The following is an 18,726-nucleotide window of genomic DNA, read 5'->3' as shown; positions in this document are numbered from 1 at the left end:
ACAAAAATCAAGAGGCTGAACAGCCTCTTATTAGCAGCTCATGAACCGGTTTGGCCAAAGCGGCCAAGTCATACTTCTGTTCATTCATCACCCACGTTGTCACCGTTTCGTCAATTGTTCCAAAAATCATCTGCCTTGCTAAGCGGACATCCAAGTCACTGCGAAACTCGCCAGACTCTATTCCTTCATTAATGATTTGTTCCACTACCCGCAAATAACCTTTCAGCACTTCATTAATACGAGTGCGCAATTCTTTGTTTGATTGACGCAATTCAAGCTGGGTTACAATCGCCAAGTGATGATCAGCTGACAGAAGCTCAAAATGTTTTTTAACTAACATATATAACTTCTCTGAAGCACTCGAAATTCCTTCAATTTCTTTTTGAATTTTTTCAATAAACGAACCCATTTTTTCTTGAAAAAGTGACACAAGAATATCTTCTTTATTTTTAAAGTAGAGATAGATGGTTCCATCGGCTACACCTGCTTGCTTAGCGATTTTCGAGACTTGTGCATGGTGATAGCCGTTTTCGGCAATTACAATGACTGCCGCTTCAATAATTTGCATAAATTTTGGACTGTTACGTTTCAATCGTCATTCCCCTTCTTCAAATATGAATGAATAATCATTCATGTTTTAATTTTAAAAATTATCTCATCTATTTGTCAAGAAAAAAAATTATCCAAGCTTTGCCTCTCCTTTTTTTGTTTCTTCTTCAATTAATGCGCGGCGTAAAATCTTTCCGACCGCCGTCTTTGGCAGTTCTTTGCGAAATTCATAAATGCGCGGTACTTTATAGGATGCTAGCTTGCTTCTCATAAATTCATTCAATTCTTCCTCCGTGCAATTCATCCCTTCTTTCAAAACGACAAACGCTTTAACGGTTTCTCCGCGATATTCATGCGGAACTCCGACCACAACCGCTTCGCGAACCTTCGGATGCTCATACAAAACTTCTTCTACTTCTCGCGGATAAATATTATATCCACTCGCAATAATCATATCTTTCTTGCGATCCACAATGAAGAAATATCCTTTTTCATTCATGTAGCCAATGTCACCTGTATAAAGCCACCCATCGCGCAGTGCGCTCTCTGTTTCAAACGGCTGGTTCCAATAGCCTTTCATCACTTGTGGCCCGCGGACCACAAGCTCGCCAATCTCGTTCATATCCGCTTCCTCGCCCGTTTCTAAAGAAATGATTTTTGCTTCTGTATCAGGCCACGGGACACCGATGCTTCCTTTCACTCGCTCCCCATCCCATAAAAAGTTGGCATGAGTAACTGGCGAAGCTTCCGTTAAGCCATATCCTTCAATCACTTTCCCACCTGTAAGCGCTTCAAACTTTTCTTGCACTTCCACTGGAAGAGAAGCCGATCCGCTAATGCACGCTTTAATGGATGATAAATCATATTTTGATAAATCGGGGTCATTTAATAAGGCAATATACATCGTTGGGGCCCCTGGGAACAACGTCGGTCTTTTCTTTTCAATCGTTTTTAATGTCGTCTTAATATCGAATTTCGGCAGCAAAATCATCTTATAAGCTTGCATAATCGATAAATTCATAATGGTTGTCATTCCATACACGTGAAAAAACGGCAACACTCCTAAAATGGTTTCTTCTCCTTTCGGACAGCGATACATCCAGTGAACGCACATAATTGTGTTAGCGATTAAGTTGTGATGGGTCAGCATCGCTGCTTTAGGAAACCCTGTGGTGCCGCCTGTATATTGTAGCAAGGCTACATCCTCCATCGGATCAATCTCCACATGAATTTCTTCCTTTTGGAACGTCGCCATGATCGTTTCCCATCGATGTTGGTGGTCTCGCTCTTCAATGCGGACAAGGGGCTGCTTTTGCTTTTTTTGAACGAATGGATAGAGGATTTTTTTGACAAGCGGCAAATATTCCTGAAGCCTTGTGACAATCACATGCTTTAATGGCGTCGCTCCCTTCACCTTCATTACTTTCGGATATAAAATGTCCAATGTGATGATGATGCTTGCTTCACTATCTTTAAGCTGATATTCCAGTTCTCTTTCCATATAAAGAGGATTCGTTTGAACGACAATTCCGCCAGCCAATAAAACTCCATAATAACTAATTACGGCCTGCGGACAATTAGGCAACATGATCGCCACCCTGTCTCCTTTTGCCAAGCCAATCTCAAGGAGGTAGCGCGCTAGCTTCAGTGACTGCTCATAAATATCGTGAAACGTTAATCGTTTTCCTAAAAAATCAATTGCCTCTTTTTGTCCAAACTGAGCTGCTGTTTCTCGCAAATAATCAGTCAACGTTTTCTGCGGATAATCCAGATGATGCGGGATTTGCGGGGGATAGTGGGCAAGCCAAGGTTTTTCCATCGTATCTCCTCCATTTTTGATAATTCTGACGATTTATTTTCATTTTATTACATTTTTTAAAAAATTACATTAAAAAAATAGCCTGTGTTACAGAATCGTCTTCATCTCAACATAATGGAGGACCCCCGCAGTGCTAGCTGATCATGTGCTGCGTCAGCCTTTATCGCTGTATAAGCAGGCGACAAGCCAATTTCGTATCTGACATCACAAGTCGTTCATTAGAAAAAATAAAGCGCCTACTTGATGTAGACGCTTCTCATATAAAAAAGAGCCAATATATAACACCGATCACAAGAAATACGCCACATAATACAAACAATACCTTTGCCAATGTTTCCATCTGATTAACTCTCCGTTCTAGCGAATGCTTTCCCCAATCACAAATGATAAGCCAATGGAAATGATCATCGAAATCAGTCCAACTGCCCGATTATCTTTAGAAATTTCTTCATCAATGTTAAATTTCGGCGTTAAAAATTCATAAATAAAGTAAGCCACTAGCAGCAAAATAAATCCGTAAACACCCCAGCCAATCACCGATAAAAGGGATTCATGATGATTGATGGCATATCGGAAAATGTTAGCGATGCCAAAAATTTTTCCGCCTGTCGCCATAGCCACGGCCACATTCCCATTTTTTATTTCGTCCCAATTTTTATATTTTGTCACTAATTCAAATATGGCTAAAAAAACTACCATACATAAAACAGCCACACTAAAATTTGCAGCAATCTTCACGATTTCATTTTCCCAAAAGGAGTTCATGGCCTTCTCCCCTCACTATTTCAATTCGACAATGGTGACGCCTGTACCGCCCTCCGTAGCTTCTCCGAAGCGAATGCTTTTCACAGAACGATGCTTTTTCAAAAACTCTTGTACTCCTTTGCGCAGCGCACCTGTTCCTTTTCCGTGAATAATCGATACACGTGGGTATCCAGCCAGCAGAGCATCATCAATGTATTTTTCAACGCGAACAATCGCATCCTCATATCGTTCGCCACGCAGATCAAGCTCTAAACCAACATGGTACTCCTTCCCTTTTACTGTTGCTATCGGCTTTGTTTCAGCTTGTTTGGCATTCCCAATATATTCGAGATCTTTTTCCTTCAGCTTCATTTTTAAAATACCAAGCTGCACTTGCCATTCATCGTCAGAAACTTTTTCGAGCAAATATCCTTTTTGATTTAAATGGATCGCTTTGACCTCATCTCCTGGCTGGAATTGGCGAGTTGTCCGTTTAATCGCTGTCTTTTTGCGTCCATCCATTGCCGGCATCGCCTCTTCTAATCGTTTTTTTGCTGCAATTAATTCATGATCCTTAATTTGTGCCAGCTTTTCCTTTTGCATATGCCGCAATTCCCGAATCACTTCATCCGCTTCCCGCTGTGAAGCTCTAATAATTTCTGCTGCTTTTCGTTTCGCTTCATCCATCCATTCATCGCGTTTTTCGTTTAAGTCTTCCCATTTTTTCTCCCATTCGCTGCGAAGCTGTTCAGCTTCCCTACGCACGGCTTCCGCTTTTTGTAATTCTTCCTCTGCCTGCTTTTTGCTTTGCTCAAGCGAGGCAATCATATTCTCAATTTTATTGCTTTCCACGCTGATCTGTGACTTAGCGCGATCAATAATCGCTTCCGCTAATCCAAGCCGCTTCGATATTTCAAATGCGTTGCTTCGTCCCGGCACACCGATTAACAGCTTGTACGTTGGACTTAGCGTATCAATGTCGAATTCCACGCTCGCATTCATGACACCGCTGCGATTATAGCCGTAAGCTTTTAATTCCGGGTAATGAGTGGTCGCTACCACTCGTGCTCCACGCTCATACACCTCATCCAAAATAGCAATCGCCAATGCCGCTCCTTCTTGAGGATCTGTTCCCGCTCCAAGCTCATCAAATAAAACAAGGCTCTCGTGGTCCACCTCCCGCAAAATCTCTACAATGTTGACCATATGCGAGGAAAAAGTACTTAAGCTCTGCTCAATGGATTGCTCATCACCAATATCAGCGTAAACAGAGCGAAATACAGCCAGCTCGGAGCCATCAAGAGCAGGGACAAAAAGACCGGCCTGCGCCATCAAAGTTAATAAACCGATCGTTTTTAATGTGACCGTCTTTCCTCCTGTATTTGGTCCTGTAATGACAATTGTTGTATACTCCTTGCCAAGCTCGATATCGTTTGGGACAACGATATTCGGGTCAATGAGCGGATGGCGCGCTTTTAATAAACGAATATACCCTTCATGGTTCATTTTCGGTTTTGCTGCGCTTATTTTTTTTGCATACTTTGCTTTAGCAAAAATGAAATCAAGCTCCGCTAGGCAATCGACATTGGCCAAAAGCACATCGGCATGCTCTGCCACTTTTGTTGTCAGCTCTATTAAAATTCGCTCAATTTCCTGTTTCTCCTTCACCCGCGCTTCCTGAAGCTGATTGTTCAAATCAACCACCACTTGCGGTTCAATAAATAAGGTCGCTCCCGAAGATGATTGGTCATGGACAATACCGCCGTATGCATGGCGATATTCTTGCTTAACTGGAATCACATAGCGGTCGTTGCGAATGGTAATAATCGCATCTGACAACATTTTTTGCGCTGAAGATGACCGAATCATACTTTCGAGCCTTTCCCTTACTCTTGCTTCTGTCGTGCGGAGCTGTTGACGAATCGAGCGCAACCTGTCGCTAGCATGATCTAGTACCTCTCCATGATCATCAATACAGCGCTTAATCGCCTGCTCCACCTCTGGGAGGGCCACCATTTGCTGGGCATATTGCAGCAAATGCAAAATCCCTTCCTTTTCGTCGTTTAGCGCGTCAATAAATTGTTTCATTTGTCTGCTCGCATAAATAGTGCTAGCAATGTCCAACAGTTCATGGGCGCTTAATGTTCCGCCAATTTTCGCTCGCTTTAAGCTTGAACGAATATCAAAAATTCCGCCAAGCGGAGCATGTCCGCGCAGCCGCAATGCCAAAACCGCTTCGTCCGTCTCTTCCTGCCACTGAACGACTTGAGCAAAATCGGATGAAGGAACAAGCCTTTCCACTTTTTCTCTTCCTAATGAGGAAGAAACATGCTCCAACAGCTGTGCTTTTACTTTATCGAATTCTAGTGCTTTCAACATTCGTGCCTGCACTGGTGTCACCTCTTCCGTTCGTGATTGTACTCATGGCGGCGTAAAAATTCCTGCAGCTTTTCAAGCGGCCATGTATTCATCACCGTTTCTTTGCGAATCCAACCTTTGCGCGCAGCCGCAACCCCCACCTTCATATCATCAAGCATCTGCAGGTGATGGGCATCTGTATTAATAGCCACTTTTACTCCTGCTTCCTGCGCTTTTTTTAAGTAGGCATAGGTTAAATCGAGACGATGGGGATTGGCGTTCAGCTCAAGGGCTGTATTCGTTTCCTTGGCTAACTCAATCAGCCTGTCGATATCAACCGCATAACCGCTGCGCCGCCCAATCAGCCGTCCCGTTGGATGAGCAATTAAATCGACATGAATATTTTCGAAAGCCGTCTTTAGCCGCTTCATGATCGTCTCTTGATCTTGAGAGAATCCCGTATGAATGGCAGCAATCACAAAATCTAAATCTTTCAATACATCGTCATCGTAGTCAAGCGTTCCATCTGGCAAAATATCCATTTCAATGCCTGCTAAAATAGTAAAATCGCGATATTTTGCATTTAAACGTTCAATTTCTTCCCTTTGTCTCTTCAGACGTTCCACCGTTAAACCGTTGGCTACCCTCAAAAATTGGGAGTGATCGGTAATGGCCATATAATGGTAGCCTTTTTTTCGGCACGCTTCTGCCATTTCTTCAATGGAGCAAGCGCCATCGCTCCAAGTTGAGTGCATATGCAAATCGCCGCGAATATCAGATAGCTCAATGAGTGGATAATCTTTCTGATATTTTTCAACCTCGCTTCCATCTTCCCTCAGCTCAGGAGGAATAAACGGCAGCTGAAAATGAGCAAAAAGCTCTTGCTCGCTTGCAAATGTCATGACTCTCCCTGTTTCTACTTGTTCAACCCCGTATTCACTGATTTTTTCGCCTCGTTCTTTCGCCAGTTGCCTCATGCGAACATTGTGTTCTTTAGAGCCTGTAAAATGATGCAGAGTTGTCGCAAACTGTTCTTCGGTCACTAAGCGAAAATCAACAGCAATTTCATATTCATAACGAAGCTGCAACGAAACTTTCGTATCTCCTTTGGCAATAATTTGCGAAATATGGGCAAGTTGCAGCAGTTGTTCACGCACCTTCTCCGGACGTTTCGTCGCAATTATAAAATCTAAATCCTTTACCGTTTCTTTCATGCGCCGCAGGCTGCCAGCACGGGAAAAACGAATGATTTCTTTCATTTCTCTAAGCTGTGCCTCAATCTCTTCCGCAATAGGCAAGACAGCGGCAACAGGCAAGCGCTCGGGACGCGACCCCACCTCTTCAATGGCGGCAAGAATTTTATCCTCTGTTTTTTTTCCGAATCCAGGAAGCTTTTGAACACGCTGTGCCAGACAAGCAGCTTTGAGAGTAGCCATATCCGTTACACCCAGCTCTTGGTACAACTTTGCAATTTTTTTCCCTCCAAGTCCTGGGATCTTTAAAAGAGAAAGAAGACTATCGGGAATTTCCTTCTGCAATTCTTCAAGCGTTTTAGAGGTTCCCGTCTCGAGAAATTCAGTAATCACAGCCGCTGTTCCCTTTCCGATGCCAGCCAATTTCGTAAAGTCATCCATTTCCGTTAGGCTGCGCTCATCCGTCTCTAAAGCGTTAGCGGCTTTGCGAAAGGCAGAAACTTTAAATGGGTTTTCTCCTTTGATTTCCATATATAAAGCAATCGTTTCTAGTAAATGAATAACATCTTTTTTATTTTTCATTTGAAACACCACCTGTCCGTACCATTCACTACAAAAATGATACAGGTTTTCTTGGAAAAACACAAAAAACTTCTCTACTCTCATAGAGAAGTTACTACGATATGTAGTGAATCCACATATGCTTCAGCATATCCGATAAAAAAGGAGTATGCTTGACAATCGCACCTGCCATCAAAGAATTCTGCAATTGAGCCTGCCAGCTTTCAATCGGAATAAGAGCTCCGATATACAGCAATAAAAAGACAAGCAAATACACCTCGACAAATCCAAGAGCTCCGCCCGCCCAGCGGTTGATGCTTCTTAAAAGAGGCAGTTGTGCAACAAAATCAAGCATCGAGCCGATGATTTGCATCACAATTTTTGTCGCAAAAAATAAAAGGGCAAACGCCATTGCTCGATAATATGCCTCATCAAGGTGAGCGCTTTCAAATAGCATCTTTACCGTCTCTGGATCTCCAAAGGAAGGATATGGAATCCACAATCGCAGCGTCGGCACCAATTTTTCATAATTCATATAGGCAATAATAAAAGCAATCAGAAAACCTGCCATATGGATAAACTGCAAAATAAATCCTCGCTTTAATCCGATCATAAACCCTGTTAAAAGGATGAAAAGCAATACGACATCCACCATGGAATCACTCATCCTTTTCTCGTTTCTTCATTTGTTGTAAAAGTCGGTCATATTCCTCTTTCAATTTAATATATTCATGAACAGCGTTAACTGCTGTTAACACGGCTAGCTTTGTGACATCAAGTGTCGGATTTTTTGAGCTTATTTCCCGCATTTTATCATCTACAATCGATGCTACTAACCGAATATGGCTAGAGCTTTCCGTACCAACAATGGAGTATTGTTGTCCGTATATATCGACTGTAATTCGCGTTTTGTGTTGCTCCGCCAAATGATTTCCCCCATTCTGCAAAATCCTATTGTTTATCATATCATGAATGCTGTTATAGTTAAAGTAAACATGTTTTTCTTACTTATCTATCCAAGTATCAAGTCTCTCCATTTAGAAAGAATTCATTCTTGGTTTATAACATCGCTTCAACGAACATTCGTTTGAATGTTTGCCACGCTATACGTGACGAAGGCATTCTTTAGCTGTTTAACATCATCCACCGAGAAGTCACCCACCTCTAAACAAAGTGGAGGCGGGGGACGTTCATAGATGAGCAGTTCTTTCTTCAAGATGCAGCTATGTACATAGTGAAACCATAAAAGACAGCATTCCATTCTTTATGATAGTATCATAAAATGAAATCGATTTTTCTTCATGATCGGTCAAAATAGTAAGAAACATGGAGTGATTACAGCCGAAACGCGAAGAATCGAATGAAAAAACAAGGATGATTCAACATCCCAATCCATTGATAAGAAGGTGAATATAGTGGCTAATTATGTTATACAAGCGACAGAAAGTACGATAAAGCGCATGGAACAGTATTATAATTCGTATATAACAGGGCATCTTCCTGCCGGCGCTTTATTTGTTGCAAAAAAAAATGGCTGCACGATTACTGCCTACCGATCAGGAAAGGTGCTATTCCAAGGGAAAGAAGCAGAGAAAGAAGCACAAATATGGAGCATTCCTGCTTCACAGCAGCCGACATTGAAAGAGCAAAACACATCTTCTTCGCGATTGTCCATTGTGTCTGCCGTCGGTTCAGATGAAGTAGGGACAGGCGATTATTTCGGCCCGATCGTCGTTGTGGCCGCTTATGTCGCTAAAGAGCAAATCTCTTCACTTGCAAAAATGGGCGTCAAAGACTCGAAGCAATTGACAGATGAGGCGATTTGCCGTCTTGCTCCTTTATTGATGGAAAAAATCGAGTATGAGCAAGCTGTGCTTTCAAACCACACTTATAACCAGTGGCAACAAAACGGAATGCCGCAAACAAAAATAAAGGCGCTGCTTCATAATGAAGCGATCAAAAAGCTTGTACAAAAGCTGGCTCCCGCATCACCTGAAGCCATTATCATTGATCAGTTTATTGAACGTGATCGATATTTTCTCTATCTAGAAGGGGAACGCCATGTCATCCGCGATCACGTCTATTGCATTCCAAAAGCAGAAACGGTCCATATCGCGGTAGCGGCCGCTTCGATCATTGCCCGTTATCTATTTTTGCACGAAATGGACAAATTAAGCGAGCAAATGGGAATGAATCTCCCTAAAGGCGCAGGAGAGCATGTTGACAGAGCGGCCGCCAGCCTCATTCAAACCCACGGCGAGGCCTCTCTCGAAGCATGTGCCAAACTCCATTTCGCCAATACGGAAAAAGCGAAGCAAATCGCTATGAAGTTTAAGTAACCATCCAGGAAAACAGGGCGATAGGTAAAGAAGCGAAGCCGTTTTTCAATCTCATCCTCCAATTATATCGAAGCGGGAACGCATAGCTTTTTTGCGACCATCTGGGCATTGCTTACTTCTTATATAGCTTTTGTCCGTCTCCTCTAGATCTTCAACTGTTCAAAAACAAAAACCGGAGCACAACATCTCTCTTGCTCCGGTTTTTAAGCTAACGAAAAACCTATTTATTGTCTGATGTACGGCCACCAGTTCGCCTTTCCGAACATTTTGACCATCACAGGGATAAATAGCGGCAGGACGACAAAAGCATATAGAATTAATCCTGTTAAAACAATGGTCGCAATTTGCAGCAATGAAAGCACGCCGGATGGGTACATAGCTGCAAATGTTCCGCCTAAAATGACAACGGCAGAAATAATGACCGTTCCCATATTTTTCATTGCCTCAATCATCGCTTCCTGTATTGGCTTATCCTTATACTCGTTGAAACGATCCATTAAGAAAATGCTGTAATCAATGCCAAGCGCCATTAAGATCACAAAAGCGAAAAACGGCACTGCCCAGTTAATTCCGGCATAACCAAGCAGATTGACGAAAATCAATTCTGTGACAGCCATCGACGTGTAGTATGTCAATACAAGCGATAAAATCAAATACATCGGCATGATAAACGAGCGCAATAAAGCGATCAAAATCAGCGCAATTCCGATAAACATAAACATGACCGTGCGCGAATAATCTTTTTGCGAAACTTGGTCTAAATCCGAATAAACGCTTGTAACTCCGCCGATTCCTACTTTGGCGTTTTCTAATTTTGTATCTTTAACCGCTCGCTTAATGGCCTGCTTCAATTCTTTCACTTGATTGATTGTTTCTGTCGAATAAGGATTTTTCTTAAATACAACATCTACTGTGACAACTTTTCCATCCTTCGACATATAAGCTTCTTTAGCCTGAGCAAATTCTTGGCTTTCAAGCACTTGTTTTGGCATATACCATCCCGCTAATTCTTCATCTGGCGAAGATGATAACTCAGAGAGGTAGCTTTGTGCAGAGCCAAGGCCATTTTCGACCTGTTTGAGCCCGTTCACGCTTTGGTCTAATCCCCCGATAAGCTCATTCATTTGCCCATCAAGCTGTGAAAAACCTGTCAATAGCTGCTCCTGTCCATTATTCACTTGATTTAATCCATTAGCGAGTTGCGGCAATTGTTGAACAATTTGCTGCTGGCCGTCCGCAGCTTTATCCATTCCTTGCTGCAACTGTTCCAATCCAGCGATTAATTTGGTCATGCCATCAATCAGCGCTTTTTGTCCAGCAATCAGATCATGAAACGAACGATTGGCTTGGCGCACACCGGCGGTTGTTTTTTGCAATGCGCCATTCAGTTGGGCCAATCCTCCAGCCATTTGCTTGGACTGCTCGGCAAGCTGAGCCACTCCTGCTTTTGTTTGTTGATACTCAGCATCTTGCTGTAACTCCGGATGTGTTTGCTCAATATGATTCAACGAACCATTTACCGCTGACAATTGCTGTGATAACACGCTCATGCCGGACTGTATTTGTTCATATTGCCCAAGCAATGACGATAATCCAGAACCGGCGCTTTCATAGCCTTGCAGAAGCTGTTCTGCTCCTGCCAGCAATTTTTTAGCATTTGCTTGCACGGATGCAAGGCCGTTTTTAATTTCTCCAGCCCCTACTGAGCCATCGCGAACGCCTTTCTCAATTTGCTGTAATCCTTTCTGCAAATCGCTGACTCCTGTTTTCAATTGATTCGTGCCTGATACAAGCCCTTGAATCCCATCTGTCGCCTGTTTCAATTGCGGCGCAGAAGCAGACAACTGTTGGCTTGCTTGACTTAATCCGGAGCGAATTTGTTCGATGCCGTCTGCTCCTTGGCCAATTCCATCTTTCAGCTGCTTTGCTTGTTCTGTCACAAATAGCTGCTCAATCGGCTCTCCTGTTGGCCGAGTGACAGAGCGAACGTGGTCGACGCCATCGACCCTCTCAATTTCTCTGCTCATTTTTTCAATTAAATAAAAATATTCATCAGAATTCATATTTTCATCATTTTTCATGACAATTTGCGTCGGCATCGCTTCTCCTGGACCAAAGCTATCGGCAATAATATTAAATGCTTTAACCGATGAATAATGGTCACCAATCTCCTCCATAGAGTTGAACGACAATTTCCCATCATATGTTAATAAGACAGGAAGCGTAATCACCGCTACAATCGCGAGCGATACAAGCGGTTTGGCAAAGGAAAAGCGTCCTGCTACTTCCCATAGCTTGCTTTGTTTATGCTCAAGCGAGCCTTTTAATGGCCAAAATAGCTTTGGACCAAGCACCGCCATAAAAAATGGAACAAGTGTCATCAGCGCTATGAGAAGCACAGCAATCCCAACGGCAACAGCTGCGGCGGATTGATATAACTTAAATGTTGACAACCCGATCGCCGCAAAACCAATCATAACGGCAAAACCGCTAAATAACACGGTCTTTCCAGCGGTGCGATACGTGGCCACAATGGCCTCTGTTTTGGTTCCCTGCCGCGACAATTCTTCTTTAAAACGGCTTAAAAGCAAAATGCAGTAGTCTGTTCCAATTCCGAACAATACCGCCACTAAAAAGGTTTGAGTAAACGTCGAAAGCGGAAAATTCACTTGATCAACTAAAAAGGCCACAATGGATTGCGATACGACATATGTGATTCCGACTGCGAGCAGCGGAATAAACGGCGCCACTGGTGAACGGAATACAATTAATAAAACCGCTAAAATAAAGACGACTGTAATTCCTTCTGTTTTCTTTACTCCTTCTTGCGAGCTGACTACAACATCTTCATCGATCATCCAGCCGCTTGTATAATAGTGCTCTAACGAAATATTATCAATCGCCTTGTACAACGCATCACTCATTTGTTTGGCGCTGCGATCGTTCCGCTCTATTTTAAGCGATGTGAGTATGGTGGTTCCATCTTTGGACACAAGCTGATCTTTTAGCTCTTTTTCTTGAAAAGGCGATACAATTTGTGTAATACCAAGCTTATCTTTATTCTTTTCTAATTGTTCAATCGCTTGTTCCGCTTCTTTCCAATCCCGATCGGTCAACTTCCCATCGCGGTGAAACACAAGCGCCACGCTCAATTCATCGCCCGTTTTCTGCTTCTTCTGGACTTCCTCCAAGATCTCGGAAGCCAATGTCGAGGAATATCCTTTCGGAACCGTAATTTGTCCTTTTTCGCGAATAAGGTCGGCCATATTCGGGGCTGTCATGACTAACAGCACAGCTGCAAGCACCCATATGCCTAATACCAACCATTTCCCTTTAATAATCGCCCTCACGCTTCTACCTCCATTTCATGCAAAGCAGATGCCAGTTTTTCATACAGTTGAAGAAACATTTCAATTTCTTGCTCTGAAAATTTAGTTATGAATGATCCGACAAGTTTATGAATTTTTTCTTCTGTCTCTTGAAACCACCGCATCCCTTTTTCGGTTAATGTTAAGTAAATAACGCGGCGATCTTTTTCATCCCGTATCCTGCGAACCATTTCTTTTTCTACAAGACGATTGGTCATCGCAGTAATCGCACTTTTATTGACAATAAATGCGGAAGCAAGCTCTGTCGAGGTGCAAATGCCTCGCTTGTACATATAGCGCAGCAAATAATATTGATCGTTTGTTATGTCTTCGTCAAGCTCACACTTGACAAGCATCGCCCCCCTTTTCATCACATCAAATGAAACGGAAAGATACCGTTCAACCAGCTCTTTTACTTTTTTCGACTGCAAAAAATCACCACCCAATAGTTAAACTATTTAACTGTTAAACAATATAACTATTACACTCGAAAAAGTCAATGAGAAAAATATTGATCATGCCATAATAAAAAGCGAAAGAATGAGATGAAATCGGAGACGCCAAAAAACCGCACATATATTTTATGTCGCAATAGCATTCTTATGCGAGGCTTATAGCGTGTAACCTTCAGAATATGGGGGCGGCCATTCTTAATCATATGCTCTTACTTTCAAATTTTGACGACAGCGATGCTCTCATGTCCAAAACGTAGGGGAGTTCGTCAAGCAGGTGCTTCGGAACCCCCGATAAATGTATGTCTCCCACCGACACTTGGTTAAAGAAGTGGAAGACTTTTCAGTGGATGATGTTGCTATCCAAATGATTTTTTCGAAAAGAAAAGCCGTTTGCAAAGATCCAATCACCGAATGAGCTTTAAAGCCAATCGCTGCTTTTCCAGCATAAAAGGATGCCTTTAAAATTCGGCATCCTTTCTCAAACTTGTATCGTTCGTGTCCTCCTCTTTTAAGCAGCGATGTCACGCTTTTGAAAAATCAACCATGCAAGTGCATTAAACACGAGAAAATAAAGAAGCAGCATCATAATCGAAAACGACATCGTCATTCCTTCGACCATCGGCATTCCATCAAGATATTGGGACAAATTGGTATTGGCAAACAACAAATATTTAGCCCAGTCAAATTTCATCGCTAAGAAATATGTGATCTGCGGACCAATAAATAAGGAAAAAGTGGCTAAGCCAATCGCAAGCGATTGATTGCGAAAAACGGTCGAAATCATAAAAGCGAAAGTGGTCATCATCACTAAGTCAGCGCAATTGAGCGCATACATTTGCAATACATACCATATCATGCTCTTTTCTACGACCTCGCCGTTTTGATACGCTAAATACGGCTCTTTGATCGTCTCGATCCCAAAAAGGGCAGCGCCGCTTATCGCGGAAACCGCAAACAAAAGAACGAGCAACCCAATCGCAAACAACAAAGCAGCCATGTATTTCGAAAGCAAAATTTTAGCGCGGTTTGTCGGCCGGATCAGCAGCAGTTTAATCGTTCCCCATGAAAACTCGCTAGCCACACTTCCTGCGGCGACAATGATTGTAAACAACGTAACAAGAGAAATCATGCCAGCCGAGCTTTCAAGATATCCCCAAAATGTATTGGACGCGATCGGTTTAATATCATGTTTTAGACGATATTCGTTAATTTTCAGCTGCTGTGTTAAATAATCTTTATATGTTTTTGAAATATTCCCTTCTTCTAAACTTGCTTTAAAACTAGCAGTCTCTGCTGTTACCTCCTTTCTCCAGTCCGTCGGTTCGCGATAGCTTGTTTTGACGATAATCGCACCGGCAACGGCAACTAGCACGAGCAACCCAATCATAAACCATGTGCCAAACCGATAATAAATTTTCATGTTTTCATTGCGAATAAGTGAAAAAAAGTTAGACAATTTCGTTTCCTCCCGTCATTTCAAGAAATCTTTCTTCCAGCGATTTTGCTAGCACCTGAATTCCGTATACTTGGACATGTTCGGCTACTAAAGCGGCATTGAGCTTTGGAATGTCGTGATAATCGATGTCCACTTCTATCCCTTGCCCATTTTGCTGAATATGATAGTGAGGAAAGCGTTCTTGAACCACCTGTGCCGCTTTTTCAATCGGGTCTACGATCCATAATACCTTTTGCGCTTGTTTTGACAGCTCCTGTACCGCTTCAATCGTCACTAGCTTTCCATGCTGGATGATCGCAAAACGGTCGCACATCATCTCCATTTCAGATAAAAGGTGGCTGGATACAACAATTCCCAATCCTTCTTCTCTGGCCAGCTTCCGTAAATAATCGCGAATTTCACGAATACCCGCAGGATCAAGTCCATTTGTCGGTTCGTCTAAAATAAGCAGAGAGGGACGATGAAGCAGTGCTTGGGCGAGTCCTAAACGCTGCCGCATACCGAGTGAATATGTTTTGACCTTGTCGTGAATGCGATGCTCTAATCCTACTAGTTTGATCACTTCATCAATTCTGTCTTTCGTCACTCCACTTGTCATCCGGGCATAGTGCAGCAAGTTTTGGTACCCAGTCAAAAATTTATACATTTCTGGATTTTCAACGATAGCGCCAACATACCGAATCGCTTTTTCAAAATTTTTAGCGACATCGATGCCATTGATCAGCACTTCGCCGCTCGTAATATCCATTAATCCCACAATCATCCGGATGGTTGTCGTTTTTCCGGCTCCATTCGGCCCAAGAAAGCCAAATACTTCACCGGCAAATACCTCGAGTGACAAATCATGAATAATCGTTTTACTTCCAATATCTTTTCGGACATTCTTTAACTGCAAAAGCGGGTTCATAAGCTTTTTCTCTCCTTTGCCTCGTTTTCTGATCCCTTCTTTCTTGCTGTCCTGCATGAAGCCATCCTCCAAGCGCCAAGAAAAAGCAAAAAATCGCTACACGGTTCCCTATGAATGGACCTATCAACGAATTCTCTTTTTTCAAATCATAGAACAGCCATGCTTCGATCAAGACAGCCTCATAAGATATGAGATCATGTTCATCCATTCCCCTCCCTCCATAATAACGAACATAGGCTGCAATAGGTTTCAAAATTATTCCATAAAATAAAGAGAGGGGGACCTATAAGTTTAATTTCTCTGAACTGGTATTATATCAAAAAAATGACACATGGAATCAAAAAAATATAAAGATCGATTGACTCAGATTGAAAAATCGGTATAAGCTTTCGGTATTGGATCTATTGGAGAGCGATATAAATCGAATAATCAAGCTGGGACATATATTCAAAAACAGATTCTATTTTTCAACAGTGGGAGGTAAGTTATTTTTAGTACGGAAAAGTTCATGATGATAAAAACCCCCATCCTACGCCTTGGCATAAGATGGGGATTTCCTTTTTATCCACGCAACGTAGCGCCGAATTGTTGTTCCACTGCTTTAATGACTTGTTCGTGAACAACTGTAACTTCTTCATCAGTAAGCGTGCGCTCTGGATCGTAGTAACGGAGCGCGAAGGCGATTGATTTTTTCCCGTCTGGGAGGCGGTCGCCTTTATACACGTCGAAAATCGCGACGTCTTTCAACAGCGCACCGCCCGCTGCGACAATCGCTTTTTGCACATCGCCAGCGACGACATGTTCGTCGACGACAAGGGCAATGTCGCGCGCGATCGATGGGAAGCGCGGAATCGCCGCATAGCGGATTTCTTCGACATCGGCGTTTAATACGTCCGCTAACGCAAGTTCAAACACATACGTTTCTTTTAAGTCATACTCTTTTTGCACGACCGGATGAAGCTGGCCGACAAAGCCGATCGTTTGGCTGTCTAACAAAATATCGGCTGTTCTTCCCGGATGAAGATGTTCGCGTTTCGCTTGCTTGTATTCGATGCGTTTCTCTAATCCTAACAGCGCAAACAATCCATCTAAAATTCCCTTGATTACATAGAAATCAACCGCTTTTTTCTCTCCTTGCCATAAGTGCACATGCCACGCCCCTGTCATCACTCCAGCAAGACGTTCTTTTTCGTTTGGCAACTCGCTCTCGCTGTTTGTCAAATAGACAGAGCCGATCTCGTATAACGATACGTTTTCGACTTGGCGAGCGCGGTTATAGCTGGCTGCTTCTAACAGATGAGGCACCAGGCTCTGCCGCAGAACACTTCGCTCTTCGCTCATCGGTAGGGCCAAACGAATCGGCGCGGCAGCCTCAAGCGCAAACATAGTCGCCTTCGCCTCATTGGTGAGCGAGTACGTAATCGCTTGGAATAAGCCAGCATCTTCTAAATAACGGCGCACTTTGCGGCGTTTCGCCTGATATGCGGTCAGCTTGCCCGGAGTGGCTTCAGCAACTGGGAGAGTGGCCGGCAAGTTGTCATAGCCGTACAGACGTGCCACTTCTTCAATGATATCTTCTTCAATGGCGATATCGCGGCGCCGTGATGGCACAGTTACCGTAAACGTTTGGTTATCTTCCGTGAAAGCAAATTGCAAGTTCGTCAAAATATGGGCCACTTCTTCTTTCGTAATCGCTGTGCCAAGCACTTGATTAATGCGATCAAGCGTAATTGTGACCGTCACTTCTTTCGGCTGCCATGTATTTGCTTCCACTACGCCACCGACCACTTCACCGCCTGCGTACTCCGCCATTAACGCTGCCGCACGGTCCAGCGCTTCCTTCGTACGTGCTGGATCGATCCCTTTCTCAAAGCGCGTGCTCGCTTCGCTGCGCAAGCCATGGTCTTTTACCGCTTGGCGGATAATCGGACTTGTAAAATAGGCCGATTCAATAAATACCGTCTTCGTATTATTTTGCACTTCGGAATTCGCGCCGCCCATCACTCCGGCTAACGCAACCGGCTCGCTTCCGTTCGTAATAACAAGATGATCGTCGGTTAATGTTCGTTTGACATCGTCTAGCGTTACCATTGTTTCACCCGCTTTCGCGCGGCGGACGACAATCTCTTTGGAGCCAAGGCGGTCATAATCAAAAGCATGAAGCGGTTGGCCGTACTCAAGCAAAATGTAGTTTGTAATATCAACAACGTTATTGTGTGGACGAATGCCGGCCGCCATCAAGCGCGCTTGCATCCAAAGCGGTGATGGGCCAATTTTGACGTTTTTCACAATTCGTCCGGCATAAAGAGGATTATCCTCTTGTGCATCGACGCGCACAGAAATGTAATGGTGAACATCTTCATGATTTTCATGAACCCCCCTCTCAGGCAGCTTCACGCTTCGGCCTAAAATCGCGGCCACTTCATAAGCGACACCGATCATGCTTAAACAATCCGCGCGGTTCGGCGTCAAACCAAGCTCCAACACTTCATCATCCAAATGGAGCAGTTCAAGCGCATCGGCTCCCACCGGAGCATCGCTAGGAAACACAAAAATACCGTCAGCGTACTCTTTTGGCACAAGTTTCGGCTCGATGCCAAGCTCCTGCAATGAGCAAATCATTCCGTTTGATTCTTCACCGCGCAATTTCGCACGTTTAATTTTGAAATTGCCTGGCAATACCGCGCCAACCTTTGCGACTGCTACCTTTTGTCCTTTAGCGACATTCGGAGCGCCGCAAATGATTTGCACCGGTTCTCCCTCACCAACATCGACGAGGCATTTGCTTAATTTATCGGCGTTTGGATGCTGGTCACGCTCCACGACATGGCCGATCACGACGCCTTTCGCCCCTTTGTTTAACACTTCAACACTTTCCACTTCGATTCCGCTTTTCGTGATGCGGTCTGCTAATTCTTTTGCTGTTACTCCTGTTAAATCAACATATTCCTGCAGCCATTTATATGAAACAAACATC

At 43.4% G+C, this 18,726-nt stretch carries 13 protein-coding genes; 1 reads left to right on the top strand and 12 read right to left on the bottom strand.

From position 1 onward, the window contains the following. Positions 1-7: 7 nt before the first annotated feature. The 7 genes from fadR to zapA form a co-directional block, all read right to left on the bottom strand. Positions 8-592 carry a fatty acid metabolism transcriptional regulator FadR gene (gene fadR, locus GGQ95_RS06910; protein WP_183186527.1) on the bottom strand — a complete coding sequence of 195 codons (585 nt, stop codon included), beginning with the start codon at positions 590-592 and terminating at the stop codon, positions 8-10. A gap of 87 nt (positions 593-679) precedes the next feature. Beyond that, positions 680-2,368: an AMP-binding protein gene (locus GGQ95_RS06905; RefSeq protein ID WP_080862093.1), complete on the bottom strand. Its 1,689-nt coding sequence runs from the start codon at positions 2,366-2,368 to the stop codon at positions 680-682. A 357-nt stretch (positions 2,369-2,725) separates the two neighbouring features. Further along, the gene (locus GGQ95_RS06900; RefSeq protein ID WP_044742983.1) at positions 2,726-3,133 is read right to left on the bottom strand and encodes a DUF350 domain-containing protein; all 408 of its coding nucleotides are present in this window, start codon (positions 3,131-3,133) and stop codon (positions 2,726-2,728) included. Positions 3,134-3,148: 15 nt separating this feature from the next. After that, on the bottom strand, positions 3,149-5,503 hold the full coding sequence (locus tag GGQ95_RS06895; RefSeq protein ID WP_183186526.1) for an endonuclease MutS2: 2,355 nt from the start codon (positions 5,501-5,503) through the stop codon (positions 3,149-3,151). A gap of 5 nt (positions 5,504-5,508) precedes the next feature. After that, positions 5,509-7,245: a DNA polymerase/3'-5' exonuclease PolX gene (polX, locus tag GGQ95_RS06890; RefSeq protein ID WP_080862092.1), complete on the bottom strand. Its 1,737-nt coding sequence runs from the start codon at positions 7,243-7,245 to the stop codon at positions 5,509-5,511. A gap of 94 nt (positions 7,246-7,339) precedes the next feature. Further along, positions 7,340-7,879, bottom strand: coding sequence for a CvpA family protein (locus GGQ95_RS06885; RefSeq protein ID WP_066146359.1), 540 nt, complete (start codon positions 7,877-7,879; stop codon positions 7,340-7,342). Between the two features lie 4 nt (positions 7,880-7,883). Then, positions 7,884-8,150, bottom strand: coding sequence for a cell division protein ZapA (gene zapA / locus GGQ95_RS06880; protein WP_044742986.1), 267 nt, complete (start codon positions 8,148-8,150; stop codon positions 7,884-7,886). Between the two features lie 489 nt (positions 8,151-8,639). Between zapA and rnhC the strand changes: the two genes are divergently transcribed. Continuing rightward, entirely contained in the window at positions 8,640-9,563 is a 924-nt protein-coding gene (gene rnhC / locus GGQ95_RS06875; RefSeq protein WP_159720243.1) for a ribonuclease HIII, read from the top strand. A 224-nt stretch (positions 9,564-9,787) separates the two neighbouring features. Here rnhC and GGQ95_RS06870 read toward each other — a convergent pair whose 3' ends face one another. The 5 genes from GGQ95_RS06870 to pheT all read right to left on the bottom strand — a co-directional run bounded on the left by GGQ95_RS06870 (position 9,788) and on the right by pheT (position 18,725). Continuing rightward, positions 9,788-12,913: an MMPL family transporter gene (locus tag GGQ95_RS06870; protein ID WP_066146366.1), complete on the bottom strand. Its 3,126-nt coding sequence runs from the start codon at positions 12,911-12,913 to the stop codon at positions 9,788-9,790. Continuing rightward, complete coding sequence (locus tag GGQ95_RS06865; protein ID WP_066146369.1) at positions 12,910-13,362, bottom strand: MarR family winged helix-turn-helix transcriptional regulator; 453 nt, start codon at positions 13,360-13,362, stop codon at positions 12,910-12,912. The genes GGQ95_RS06870 and GGQ95_RS06865 overlap by 4 nt, the downstream gene beginning before the upstream one ends. A 532-nt stretch (positions 13,363-13,894) precedes the next feature. After that, a complete protein-coding gene (locus tag GGQ95_RS06860; RefSeq protein ID WP_066146372.1) occupies positions 13,895-14,842 on the bottom strand; it encodes an ABC transporter permease in 948 nt (315 codons plus the stop codon). Next, the gene (locus GGQ95_RS06855) at positions 14,835-15,749 is read right to left on the bottom strand and encodes an ABC transporter ATP-binding protein (protein ID WP_066146374.1); all 915 of its coding nucleotides are present in this window, start codon (positions 15,747-15,749) and stop codon (positions 14,835-14,837) included. The genes GGQ95_RS06860 and GGQ95_RS06855 overlap by 8 nt, the downstream gene beginning before the upstream one ends. Positions 15,750-16,310: 561 nt before the next feature. After that, on the bottom strand, positions 16,311-18,725 hold the full coding sequence (pheT, locus tag GGQ95_RS06850; RefSeq protein WP_183186525.1) for a phenylalanine--tRNA ligase subunit beta: 2,415 nt from the start codon (positions 18,723-18,725) through the stop codon (positions 16,311-16,313). Position 18,726 lies beyond the last annotated feature (1 nt).

This window comes from Anoxybacteroides rupiense (assembly GCF_014196195.1).
GTDB lineage: Bacteria > Bacillota > Bacilli > Bacillales > Anoxybacillaceae > Anoxybacteroides > Anoxybacteroides rupiense.
The sequence above is the reverse complement of the archived record's forward strand: the minus strand, read 5'-3'. Positions and strand labels throughout refer to the sequence as shown.

Coding starts and splice junctions, on each gene's coding strand:
- GGQ95_RS06885 (WP_066146359.1), bottom strand. CDS start 7,879: ATGGTGGATGTCGTATTGCTTTTCATCCTTTTAACAGGGTTTATGATC.
- GGQ95_RS06900 (WP_044742983.1), bottom strand. CDS start 3,133: ATGAACTCCTTTTGGGAAAATGAAATCGTGAAGATTGCTGCAAATTTT.
- pheT (WP_183186525.1), bottom strand. CDS start 18,725: ATGTTTGTTTCATATAAATGGCTGCAGGAATATGTTGATTTAACAGGA.
- GGQ95_RS06905 (WP_080862093.1), bottom strand. CDS start 2,368: ATGGAAAAACCTTGGCTTGCCCACTATCCCCCGCAAATCCCGCATCAT.
- GGQ95_RS06855 (WP_066146374.1), bottom strand. CDS start 15,749: ATGAACCCGCTTTTGCAGTTAAAGAATGTCCGAAAAGATATTGGAAGT.
- polX (WP_080862092.1), bottom strand. CDS start 7,245: ATGAAAAATAAAAAAGATGTTATTCATTTACTAGAAACGATTGCTTTA.